We start from the raw sequence: 11,623 nt of genomic DNA, 5'->3' as shown, positions 1-11,623 counted from the left end.
CGGCGGTCACCGCCGCCGACGAGGCCGCCGCCCGCGCCGCCCTCGCGCCGTTGCGTGAGCGCCTGCACGCGCTCGTGCAGGGCGCCGTGCTGCTGTTGCCGACGGTTCCGGGGCCGGCTCCGGCCCGCACCGCGACGGGCGCCGACGTCGATGCCGTGCGGCAGAACACGCTCCGCCTGACGACGCCGGCCGCCGTCGGCGGGCTGCCCGCCCTCTCGATCCCGCTCCTGCGGGTCGCTTCGGGCACGTCGGCCACGCACGCGAGCCCGGCGCGCCCGGCCCCCGTCGGGGTGAGCGTGCTCTCGCGTGCGGGCACCGACATCGCCCTCGTGCGCCTCGGACGCGCCCTTCACGCTCAGACCATTGAAACGGATTCCGTATGACCTCCCCCTCGTCGCACACCCTCCCCGGTCCGATCGATCCGCCCGCACGGCTGCTCATGGGCCCGGGCCCGATCTCGGCGTACCCGAGCGTGCTGCGGGCGATGTCGGCCCCGCTCGTCGGCCAGTACGACCCGTTCATGACCGCCGCGATGGCTGAGACGCAAGAGCTCTACCGGGGCGTCTGGAACACCGGCAACGAGGCGACGATGCTGATCGACGGCACGAGCCGTGCGGGCATCGAAGCGGCGATCGTCTCGCTCGTGCGCCCGGGCGACCGCGTGCTCGTGCCGGTGTTCGGCCGGTTCGGGCACCTGCTCGCCGAGATCGCCGAACGCGCGCTCGCCGAGGTGCACACGATCGAGACCGACTGGGGGCAGGTGTTCCCGGCGTCGGTCATCGAAGAGGCGATCGTCCGGGTGCGGCCGACGCTCCTCGCCCTCGTGCAGGGCGACACTTCGACGACGATGAATCAGCCCCTCGACGACATCGGCGAGATCTGCCGCCGCCACGGGGTGATCTTCTACTCCGATGCGACCGCGTCGCTCGGCGGCAACGCGTTCGATGCGGATGCCTGGGGGCTCGACGCGGCGACTGCGGGCCTGCAGAAGTGCCTCGGCGGCCCGAGCGGGTCGTCGCCGATCACGCTGAGCCCGCGTGCGGTCGAGGTGATCCAGGCCCGCAAGAAGGTCGAGGCGGGCATCCGTGAGCCCGGGGATGCCTCGGCGCCCGACTTCGTGCGCTCGAACTACTTCGATCTGGGGCAGATCCTCGACTACTGGGGTCCGCGCCGGCTGAACCACCACACCGAGGCCACGAGCATGCTGTACGCGGCGCGGGAGTGCGCGCGCGTGCTGCTGCTCGAGGGCCGTGACGAGGTCATCGACCGGCACGAGGTCGCCGGGCGGGCGATGCTCGCGGGCGTCGAGGCGCTCGGGCTCGCGGTGTTCGGCGACGTCGCCCACAAGATGAACAACGTCGTCGCCGTCGAGATCCCGGCCGGTGTGCCGGGGGATGCCGCGCGCACCGCCCTGCTCGAAGACTTCGGCATCGAGATCGGCACCTCGTTCGGTCCCCTGCACGGCCGCGTGTGGCGCATCGGCACCATGGGGTACAACGCCCGCAAGGATGCCGTGCTCACGACCCTCGCCGCCCTCGAAGCGGTGCTGCGCCGCTTCGGCGCGTCGGTGCCGGCGGGCGGCGGCGTCGAGGCTGCGGCCGACGTGTACCGGGGCGCCGTGGCATCCACCGCCTCGGCATCCACCGCCGCTGCCGCCGCCACGACCACCGACGCCGCGGGGGCGCGATGAGCACCACCGCGCTGCTGCGCGCCGCGCCCGATGCGATCGCCGCGGCGGCGCGCCGGGTGATGGCGCGCTGCGACGAGCTGGCGCGGGTGAGCGCTGAGAGCGGCTCGATCGAGCGCGTGTACCTCTCGCCCGAGCACGCGCGCGTCAACCGCCTCGCGGCGGAGTGGATGCGCGAGCTCGGCATGCAGACCTGGCAAGATGCCGCGGGCAACCAGGTCGGCCGCATCGGCGACCCCTCGGCGCCGGCGCTGCTGATGGGCTCGCACCTCGACACCGTGATCGACGCGGGTCGCTACGACGGCATCGCGGGGGTGCTCATCGCCCTCGAAGTGGTGCGCCTGCTGCGCGTGCCGGCAGATGGCGAAGCGGGCGACGGCTGGACCGTGCCGCTGCCCTTCGCGCTCGAGGTGGTCGCCTTCTCAGACGAAGAGGGCACCCGCTTCGGCAAGGCGTTGCTCGGCTCGTCGGCGGTCGCCGGCACGTGGGACGCGTCGTGGTGGGCGCTGACCGACGCCGACGGCGTGAGCCTGCGCCAGGCGTTTCTCGAGTTCGGCCTCGACCCCGGCCGTGTCGGCGAGGCGGCGCGTCGCCCCGACGAGCTCGTCGGCTACCTCGAGGCGCACATCGAGCAGGGCCCCGAGCTCGACCGCGCGGGCGAGCCCCTCGCCGTCGTGTCGTCGATCGCGTCGGCCCGGCGGTTCCACCTGGTCGTCGAGGGCGAGGCGCGGCACGCGGGCGGCACGCCCTACGACATGCGCCACGACGCCCTGCTCGGCGCGAGTGAGGCGGCGCTCGCCGTCGAGCGGATCTGCGCGGGCGAGCACCACATCATGGGCACCGTCGGCCGCTTCGAGGCCTTTCCGGGGGCCGTGAACGTCATCCCCGGCGAGGTGCAGTTCTCGCTCGACCTGCGCGGCGAGTTCGACGCTTCGCGTGATCATGTGTGGGATGCCCTGTCGCGCCAGCTCGACGAGATCATGGGCCGGCGGGGGCTGCGCTGGCGCTCCCGCGAGGTGCACAGCGCCCCCGCGGTGTTCTGCGCGCCGCTCCTGCAAGACGTCGTGGCCGGAGGCATCCGGGCGACGCTCCCGTCGCGCTCCGACGCGCCGCCGGTGATCTTCAGCCGCGCCGGGCACGACGGCATGGCCCTCGGGGCGATCGCTGAGGTCGGCATGCTGTTCCTGCGGAACCCCGACGGCATCAGCCATCACCCCGACGAGGCCGTCTCGGCCGGCGATGTGGCCCATGGCATCCGCGCGCTCGCCGAAGCCGTGCTGCTGCGCGGCGCCGAACCGCGCTGATCCGGGCTCGGCCGCGCGGGCCGTCCCGCTGTGTTCAGGGCAGCACGGGCAGCGACAGCGCGCCGGTCATCTCGGCGCCGGGCGAGGCCTCGGACCGCGTCGGGGGCCGGTACTCGCGCAGTCGGGCGAGCGCGTCGGATGCCTCGGTGGCGACCACCAGCATGTCGGTGTAGCGCGGGTGGGTGAAGCCCCGATCGCGCATGTTGGCGACGAAGGCGAGCAGGGGGTCGAAGTAGCCGTCGACGTTCAGGAGCCCCACCGGCTTCTCGTGGATGCCCAGTTGCGCCCACGTCCACTGCTCGGTCAGCTCTTCGAGCGTGCCCGGCCCGCCGGGCAGGGCCAGGAACGCGTCGGCACGGTCGGCCATGAGCATCTTCCGCTCGTGCATCGTGTCGACGAGGATCAGCCCGGTCAGGTCTTCGTTCACGGCCTCGCGCGCCTGGAGCGCCCGGGGGATGACCCCCGTCACCTCGGCGCCCGCCGCGAGGGCGGCATCGGCGACGGTGCCCATGAGCCCCACGTGGCCGCCGCCGTAGACCAGCGCCATTCCGCTCCGGCCGATCGCCGTGCCGACGGCGCGCGCCGCGTCGACGTAGACCGGGTCGAAGCCCGGCGAAGATCCGCAGAAGACCGTGACCGTGAAGCGTGACATGCACCGACGCTAATCCGCGTGTGTTTCCGGGCCGTGACAGGTCGGAAACATCGACTCGTTACCGTGCGGAGCATGTCGCTCCTCGTGCGCCGCGCGCGCCTCATCACCGTTCCCTCAGGCACCGACGACCCGGGCTACATCGAAGAGGGCTGGATGCTCGTGGGCGACGACGGTCGTATCGACGCCCTCGGGGCGGGCGACCCGCCGACCGGCACGGTCGCGACCGAAACCCTCGACGTCGACGGCGCCTTCGTCGCGCCCGGCTTCGTCTCGAGCCACTCGCACCTGTTCACGAGCGGCCTGCGCGGCCTCGGCGTCGCCGACACCCTCTACGGATGGTGCGACTCGATGCTCGGCTCGACCGCGCACATGAGCGCCGACCAGCTCTACTGGTCGACCCTGCACGGCTCGCTCGACTTCCTCTCGAACGGTGTGACGACCGCCTACAACTTCACCGACCCGCTGCAGGCGTGGGAGTCGATGGTCGACGGCAAGCGCACGGGCACCGCGGGGCTGCGGGGCCTCGAATACCACTGGCGTCAGGCCGAGGGCACACGCGACGCCGGCATCCGATTCGTCGATGCCGCGGGCATGGATGTCACCGCGGGCACCCCCGACGACGTGTTCGAGCGCTTCGCCGCCGAGGTCGCGCACACCCGCACCTTCGACCCGGACTTCGCCCTGGGAAGCTCGATCATGGGGCAGGTGCAGTGGTCGCCGCACCCCGAGGCGGCGGCGTTCGAGGTCGAGGCGATGCGCCGGTACGGCGTGACCAACCAGGCGCACTTCCTCGAGTCGCCCGAGGCGATCGAGCACCAGCAGTCGAAGTTCGCGCTGTATCGCGATGCCGGGGCGCTCGAACTCGGTCTCGTGTTCGGGCACTTCATCCAGACCACTCCCGAGATCATCGAGCAGTCCGTCGCGGGCGGCGCCGCGATGTCGTGGCAGCCCGCCTCGAACGGCCGCCTCGCTTCGGGCGTCGCGCTCGTGCCCGAGATGCTCGAGATGGGCATGAAGGTGGGGGTGGGGCTCGACGACCAGGCGTGCACCGACGTCAGCGACCCGTGGCAGAACATGCGCATGGGCATCTACATGCAGCGCGCCCGCACGAAGGATCCGCTGTCGATGATGCCCGAGCTCATGCTGCGTCTGCACACCCTGGGCGGCGCGGAGATCATGGGCGTCGCCGATCGCGTCGGCTCGCTCGAGGTCGGCAAGTTCGCCGATTTCGTGGTCGTCGACCCGCGCCTGCCCGATGTCGGCCCGCTGTGGCATCCCGTCCGCTCGTACGTCCTCGCGATGAGCCCGCGGAACCTCAAGGCCGTCTATGTCGGCGGTCGCCTCGTGAACGCCGACGGAGTGTCGACGAACCCGCTCGCCGCCGAGGCGTCGTCGAAGCTGCACGAGCTGCCCGCCGCGCTCGTGCCGCTGCGCGGTCACCCGCACTGATCCGCGCCGGGTCAGCTCTTCAGGGCGGCGTCGCGGTGCGGTGCCGCGAGCCGCCACACCCGGTCGCGCCGGAAGGGCTGCACGAACGGTCGGGTGCCGAGCGCTCTGGCGATCGCGTTGCCGATGGCCGGGGCCACCGGGTTGTAGGGCGACTCGCTCATCGACTTCGCCCCGAACGGGCCGAGGTCGTCGGCCGTGTCGGCGAAGTACACCTCGGTCTCGGGCACGTCGCCGAACTGCGGCACGCGGTACACCCGGAACACCGGCGTCGTCACCCTGCCCTCTTCGACCATGACCTCTTCGTACAGGGCGCTGCCGATGCCCTGTGCGACGCCTCCTTCGATCTGACCGCGGCACTGCGCCGGGTTCATCACGACACCGGCATCCGCCGCCTGGATCGACTGCAGGATGCGCACCGTGCCCGTGCGCGGGTCGACCGCGACCCGCACCGCGTGCACGTTGAAGGCGAGCGAGCGCTGCTCGCCGAGCTCGCTGCCGTCTGCCGAGATGTCGCCGTCGGCCGCCAGCGTCTGCAGGGTGACGAGGCCGGCGGGCGTGTATACGCCGTCGGGCATGAGTTCGGCGGCCGCGGCATCCGTTCCGGTGAGGAGCGCGGCGCGCTCGCGCAGGCGGGCGGCGAGGGCGAGGCAAGCCGCGTGCAGGGCCTTGCCGGCGACCGTGATCCCCGCCGAGGCGAACGCACCCGTGTCGTGCGCGACCGCGTCGGTGTCGGCGTGCCACAGCTCCAGGCGCGCCGGGTCGGCGGCGAGGTCGGTCACGGCGATCTGCCGCAGCACGGTGGTCGTGCCGTTGCCGAATTCGGCGGTACCGGCGCGCAGCAGGTACGTGCCGTCGCGGCGGAGGGTCACCCGTGTGTGCGAGATGTGGCCGAAGGGGGCCATGGTGGCGATCATCGCGGCCGCGACGCCCTCACCGACGAGCCAGCCGTCGGGAGCCGCGACGCCGTTCCCCCGGCGAAGCGCGCTCTCGGCGAGGTCGAGGCACTGGTCGAACCCGTAGCTTCCCCAGACGAGATCGTCGTGGCCGGGGTCGTCGTGCACGGTCACGGCGTTCCGCCGCCGCAGCTCGAAGGGGTCGAGGTCGAGGCGTTGGGCGAGCATGTCCATCGCCGACTCGACGGCGAGCACCACCTGCCCGAGGCCGTACCCGCGGAACGCGCCCGAGGGCGGGTTGTTCGTGTAGACGACCTCGGCATCGATCCGCGTGAGCGGAACCCGGTAGATCGTGGTCGACTCGGCCAGCGAGTGGAACAGCACACCGCGCGAGTGGTTGCCGTACGCCCCCGTATCGCTCAGCGAATCGATCGCCATCGCGGTGAGGCGCCCGTCGGCATCGGCGCCGAGCGTCACGCTGACGCGCATCGGATGCCGCACCGCGGCCCGCTGGAACTCGTCGGCGCGGGTGTATTCGAAGGCGACCGGCCGCCCCGTGTGCAGCACCGCGAGGGCCACCAGGTCTTCGGTGAACAGCTCCTGCTTGCCGCCGAAGCCCCCGCCGAGCCGGGCCGCGTGCACGCGCACCCGATCGCGGTCGAGGCCGAAGATGTGCGCGAGCTCGTCGCGCGTGAGGAAGGGCACCTGGGTCGACGAGCGGAGCACGAGCCTGCCGTCGTCGTCGATCCAGCCGATCGAGCCGTGGGTCTCGAGCTGCGCGTGGCTCACCCGCGAGGTCTGCCACGTGCCGGTGACCGTCACGGCGCTCGCGCCGAGCGCCGCGGTCACGTCGGGCCCGGTGTGCACGCTCGCGATGACGTTCCGCGCCGCCTCGTCGACCCGGTCTTCGGGGGTGCGGTCGGCATGCAGCAGCGGAGCACCCGGCATCCGTGCCTCGTCGGGATCGAACACCGCCGCGAGCGGCGCGTAGCTCACCCTCACGAGCCGACACGCCTCGTCGGCCGCTTCGGCGGTCTCGGCGACGACCGCCGCGACGCGCTGCCCGACGTGGCGCACGACGTCGTCGAGCATGCGGGTGTCGTCGGGATCGTCGGTGCGATGCTCGTGCCGACCGGTCGAATAGCGCACGTCGGGCACGTCTTCGTGGGTGAACACGGCGACGACGCCGGGCACCGCGCGCGCGGCCTCGGTGTCGATCGCTGTGATCCGCGCGTGCGCGTGCGGGCTCGTCACGAGCCGCAGAACGAGGGCCGCGGCGGCGGGGTGCCCGGGCGGAAGGTCGAACGTGAACGGCTCGCGCCCCTGCGTCAGCCGCGGCCCGGCCTCGGGCGCGACCGAGCGCCCGACGCCGTGCGCGTAACGGGCGGTGCCCGGTGCGGTCGCCGCGGCCGGTGCGGGCACCGTGGCGCGGCGGCCGCCCGTGTCGCGCACGGCCGTCATGATCGCCTCGCGGATGGGGCGGTACCCCGTGCAGCGGCACAGGTTCCCCTTCATGCGCCGGTCGAGATCGTCGAGGTCGTCGGTGCACAGGGTCGATGCCGTCACGCTCATCCCCGGCGTGCAGAACCCGCACTGGAATCCGAACCCGTCGGCGAGGGCGCGCTGCACCGGGTGCAGGTCGTCGCCGGGCGCGAGCCCCGCCGCGGTGGTCACGCGGCGTCCCTCGACGCGCGCGGCCGGAATGAGGCACGAGTGCACCGGCTCGCCGTCGAGCAGCACGCTGCAGGCGCCGCAGTCTCCCGCGTCGCAGCCCTTCTTCACCTCGGTGTGCCCGGTCTCGCGCAAGAGCGTGCGCAGGCACTGCCCGGGGCGCGGCTCGGAGTCTTCTTCGGTGCCGTCGACGCTCCACCTCATGCGAGTTCCCTCCGGATGTCTTCGGCCAGTGCCTCGCTGACGCCGCGGCGCCAGTCCGCCGATCCGAGCGGGTCGGAGTAGTACGCGGGCGCCGCGCGGACGGCTGCGGCGAGGGCCGCGGCCGTGGGCACCGAGTCGAAGCGCGATACCGTCGGGCGCAGCGTGGCGGCGGTGATCGTGAAGACGCTCGCGCCGTTCGGATCGACGCGGCCCGTGACGACGGCGCCCGATCGTCCGTGCTCGGCGAGGGCGATCTTGCGCAGTGCGGCGCGGGCGCGCAGCGCGTGAGCGGGCAGTCGGATGCCTCGCAGCACCTCGCCGGGGGTGAGCGACGTGGTCCCGTTGCCCGTCACGAGGTCGGCGACCGCCAGCTCGCGGGCGCCCGCGGGGCCCCAGACCTCGGCGACGGCGTCGAGGGCGACGCACAGCGACACCATCGCGCCCGCGGCGAACGCGCGGCACACGTTCCCGCCGACGGTGGCGGTGTTCCAGATCTTGAACGAGGCGAGGAGGGCGTTCGCGGCATCCGGGATCATCGCGGCGGCCGTCCACTCGGCCGGGGCGTCGCGGGCGAACGCCACGAGCTCGGCGATCGTGCAGGTGGCCGCGATGCGCAGACCGTCCGTGTCGATCTCGAGGGGAGTCCAGCCCATGCCGGTGAGGTCGACGAGACCCGTGGCCTGGGGCTGCGGCTCGCTCATGAGCCAGGTTCCGCCGGCGAGTACGACTTCGCCCGCGCCGAGCACCAGATCGTCGCGCGTGCGGGCGACGCGATACGAGCGCACGGTCGTGATGTCCATGGCGGTGCCCTCCTTTGTCTGGCGCGGTTCCGGGTCTGCCCGGCCGGGTTCCGGGTCGCTCGGCTCGCATCGAGTGAAACAGAGCGCCGTTTCGCCCGTGTTTCACACCCCCGCAACAGGCCCGCAACGCGCGATGGATAGCGTGGCGGGCATGCGCGAGATCCTCACCCCGGCGGCCGAATGGGTGCGCACCGGGCGTCCCTTCGCGATCGCGACGGTCGTGGGTGTCGCCGGCAGCGCACCGCGGCCGGTGGGGTCGAGCATGGTGGTGTCGGATGCCGGGGTGTTCGGCAACGTGTCGGGCGGCTGCGTCGAGGGCGCCGTCTTCGAGCGGTGTCTCGATGCGATCGCGACCGGCACGGTGTCGGTCGAGAGCTTCGGTTACAGCGACGGCGATGGCCTGGCCGTCGGGCTCACGTGCGGGGGATCGATCGACGTGCTCGTGCGCCCGGTCGCGCCCGGCAGCGATGCGGCGGCGACCATCGCGCTTCTCGCCGAGCGCGACGCCGCGGCCGTGCCGACGCGGTTCCGGCTGCTCGTGTCGGGGCCGCAGTGCGGAACCGGACTGATCGACGACGCGACGGATCCCGATCCGGGGGCGCGGTCGATCGAGATCGAGGTCGGGGCGGCGCCGCGGCTCATCGTCGTCGGTGCCGTGGAGTTCGCGGTCGCCCTGGCCCGGCTGGGCTCGGCCCTCGGTCTTCGGGTGAGCGTCGTCGACCCGCGCGAGGTCTTCGCGACCGACGAGCGTTTCCCGGGCGCCGAGGTCGTCGTCGACTGGCCCGACCGGTACCTCGCGACCCAGACCCTCGACGGCCGCTCGGCGGTGTGCGTGCTGTCGCACGACCCGCGTCTCGACGTGCCCGCTCTGCGCTGGGCGCTCGCCTCGCCGGCCGGATACGTCGGCGCGATGGGCAGCCGGTCGACCCACGACGATCGCCTCGGCAGACTCCGCGCCGCGGGGGTGACAGCGTCGGCGCTCGCCCGCTTGCGTTCGCCGATCGGCCTCGACCTCGGCGGCTCGTCGGCTGCCGAGACCGCGCTGTCGATCCTCGCCGAGATCATCGCGGACCGGCACGGCGCGACGGGGCAGCGCCTCTCGGCGCTCGCGGGCCCGATCCACGGCGGCGCCGCAAGGAGCGACTCCGAGCAGCCGGTGGCGCCCGCGGTATGCGCGCCGGGGCCGCTCACGGCCCGCCCATGACCGTGTGCGCCATCGTGCTGGCCGCCGGCGCGGGCGTGAGGTTCGGTGGCCCCAAAGGTCTCGCGCGCGACGCCGACGGTCGGCCGTGGGTCGCGACGGCGGTGCGCACGCTCCGCGAGGCCGGCTGCGATCCGGTGATCGTCGTCGCCGGGGCGGATGCCGACGCCGTCGGCGCGCTCGTTCCCGCCGGGGCGGTCGTGGTGACGGCCCCCGACTGGGCCGACGGGTTGTCGGCTTCGGTGCGGGCGGGCCTCTCTGCGGCCGCCGATACGGCGGCGCAGTCGGCGCTGATCGTGCCGGTCGACGTGCCCGACCTCCCGGCATCCGCGTGCCTGCGCGTCATGGCGGGGGCGGGGCCGGCCTCGCTCCGCCGCGCCCGCTACCGGGGCGAGCCGGGGCACCCGGTGCTCATCGGGCGCGACCATTGGCGTGCCGTGTCGGCAGAGCTCACCGGCGATCGGGGCGCCGGTGCCTATCTGCGAGAGCGGGGGGCCGATGACGTGGAGTGCGCCGATCTGTGGCACGGTCACGACGTCGATCGCCCCGTGCGGCGGGCTTAACCGGGCGGAAACAGACCCCCGACGTCTGCGAAACCTGCGTCTTCTACCGTGACCTGCAGTCGTGCGTGGCGGTGCACGATCTCGTCGCCCGAAGCGAACCGCCAAGAACTCGGAGATCACAGCACATGAGCATCCTTTCCTCTCGGCGCGCACACCGCGCCGCCGCCGCCCTTCTGGGCACCGTCATCGCAGCCGCCGCCCTCGCCGGCTGCTCCTCCGGCGCGTCGTCGTCGGATGCCGGGTCGGCCTCTGCCGCCTCGCACGGCGACCTGACGGTGCAGCTGAGCTGGATCAAGAACGAAGAGTTCTCCGGCGAGTACCTCGCCGACAGCAAGGGCTACTACTCCGAAGCCGGGTTCTCTTCGGTGAACCTCGTGCCCGGACCGTCGACGGGCGTCGCAGAGCTCGCGAGCGGCACGGCCACGGTCGCCCTCAGCGACTCGGTCTCGGTCGGTGCGGCCGTCGCGAACGAAGGGGCGCCGGTCAAGATCATCGGCGCGACCTTCCAGAAGAACCCGTTCACGATCCTCTCGCTGAAAAACGGCGGCAACATCGCCACGCCCGCCGACCTCAAGGGCAAGAAGATCGGTGTGCAGGACTCGAACGCGTCGCTGTTCAAGGCGCTGCTCGCCGCCAACGGCATCGACCCGTCGGAGCTCACCATCGTGCCCGTGCAGTACGACCCGTCACCGCTCGTGAACGGCGAGGTCGACGGCTTCGTCGCGTACATCACGAACGAGGCGATCACGCTCGAGATGCAGGGGCTGGCGACCACCAACCTGCCCTTCGCCGAGAACGGCCTGCCCTTCGTCGCCGAGACCGTCGCGGCCACCGACGACACCATCGCGAACAAGCGCGACATGCTCAAGGACTTCCTCAAGGCCGAGATCCGCGGCTGGACCGATGCCGTCGCCGACCCGCAGGCCGGTGCCGATCTGGCGCTGAACACCTACGGTGCCGACCTCGGCCTCGACCCCGCGAAGACCCTCGCCGGCTCGAAGGCGCAGAACGCCCTCGTCGTCTCCGAAGAGACGGCCAAGAACGGTCTGTTCACGATCTCCGACGCCCTGCAGAAGATGACGATCGACAGCCTCGCCGGGGCGGGCATCACACTCAAGGCATCCGACCTGTTCGATTTGAGCCTGCTCTCCGAGGTGTACGCCGAGAACCCGGGCCTCGTCGCCTACGAGCGCTGACAC

The 11,623-nt window shown here is 72.6% G+C and carries 9 protein-coding genes and 1 pseudogene; 7 read left to right on the top strand and 3 right to left on the bottom strand.

What is annotated here, in order from left to right:
- The 3 genes and pseudogenes from G3N18_RS10675 to G3N18_RS10665 all read left to right on the top strand — a co-directional run.
- A pseudogene (locus G3N18_RS10675) lies at positions 1-383 on the top strand (AtzH-like domain-containing protein); the annotation flags it as partial.
- On the top strand, positions 380-1,690 hold the full coding sequence (locus G3N18_RS10670; protein WP_230404109.1) for a pyridoxal-phosphate-dependent aminotransferase family protein: 1,311 nt from the start codon (positions 380-382) through the stop codon (positions 1,688-1,690). The pseudogene G3N18_RS10675 and the gene G3N18_RS10670, both read left to right, overlap by 4 nt.
- Positions 1,687-2,991, top strand: a complete 1,305-nt coding sequence (locus G3N18_RS10665) for a Zn-dependent hydrolase (RefSeq protein ID WP_196384250.1) — start codon at positions 1,687-1,689, stop codon at positions 2,989-2,991. The genes G3N18_RS10670 and G3N18_RS10665 overlap by 4 nt, the downstream gene beginning before the upstream one ends.
- Before the next feature lie 34 nt (positions 2,992-3,025).
- Here G3N18_RS10665 and G3N18_RS10660 read toward each other — a convergent pair whose 3' ends face one another.
- Positions 3,026-3,643, bottom strand: a complete 618-nt coding sequence (locus G3N18_RS10660) for an LOG family protein (RefSeq protein WP_196384249.1) — start codon at positions 3,641-3,643, stop codon at positions 3,026-3,028.
- A 72-nt stretch (positions 3,644-3,715) separates the two neighbouring features.
- On the opposite strand from G3N18_RS10660, the gene G3N18_RS10655 reads away from it, so the two are divergent.
- Positions 3,716-5,092: an amidohydrolase family protein gene (locus G3N18_RS10655; protein ID WP_196384248.1), complete on the top strand. Its 1,377-nt coding sequence runs from the start codon at positions 3,716-3,718 to the stop codon at positions 5,090-5,092.
- 11 nt (positions 5,093-5,103) lie between these two features.
- On the opposite strand, the gene G3N18_RS10650 is transcribed toward G3N18_RS10655, so the two are convergent.
- Both G3N18_RS10650 and G3N18_RS10645 read right to left on the bottom strand, forming a co-directional pair.
- Positions 5,104-7,860, bottom strand: a complete 2,757-nt coding sequence (locus G3N18_RS10650) for a molybdopterin-dependent oxidoreductase (protein WP_196384247.1) — start codon at positions 7,858-7,860, stop codon at positions 5,104-5,106.
- Positions 7,857-8,660, bottom strand: coding sequence for an FAD binding domain-containing protein (locus G3N18_RS10645; protein WP_196384246.1), 804 nt, complete (start codon positions 8,658-8,660; stop codon positions 7,857-7,859). The genes G3N18_RS10650 and G3N18_RS10645 overlap by 4 nt, the downstream gene beginning before the upstream one ends.
- Positions 8,661-8,811: 151 nt before the next feature.
- Between G3N18_RS10645 and G3N18_RS10640 the strand changes: the two genes are divergently transcribed.
- From G3N18_RS10640 to G3N18_RS10630, 3 genes are all read left to right on the top strand, one after another.
- A complete protein-coding gene (locus tag G3N18_RS10640) occupies positions 8,812-9,864 on the top strand; it encodes an XdhC family protein (protein ID WP_196384245.1) in 1,053 nt (350 codons plus the stop codon).
- Positions 9,861-10,424 (top strand): nucleotidyltransferase family protein, encoded by a 564-nt coding sequence (locus G3N18_RS10635; RefSeq protein ID WP_196384244.1) that lies wholly within the window; start codon positions 9,861-9,863, stop codon positions 10,422-10,424. Before G3N18_RS10640 ends, G3N18_RS10635 begins: the two co-directional genes overlap by 4 nt.
- 125 nt (positions 10,425-10,549) lie before the next feature.
- The gene (locus G3N18_RS10630) at positions 10,550-11,620 is read left to right on the top strand and encodes an ABC transporter substrate-binding protein (protein ID WP_196384243.1); all 1,071 of its coding nucleotides are present in this window, start codon (positions 10,550-10,552) and stop codon (positions 11,618-11,620) included.
- Positions 11,621-11,623: the final 3 nt, after the last annotated feature.

The organism is Microbacterium paulum (assembly GCF_015707995.1).
Taxonomy (GTDB): domain Bacteria; phylum Actinomycetota; class Actinomycetes; order Actinomycetales; family Microbacteriaceae; genus Microbacterium; species Microbacterium paulum.
This window is presented reverse-complemented; position numbering and strand designations above follow the sequence as displayed.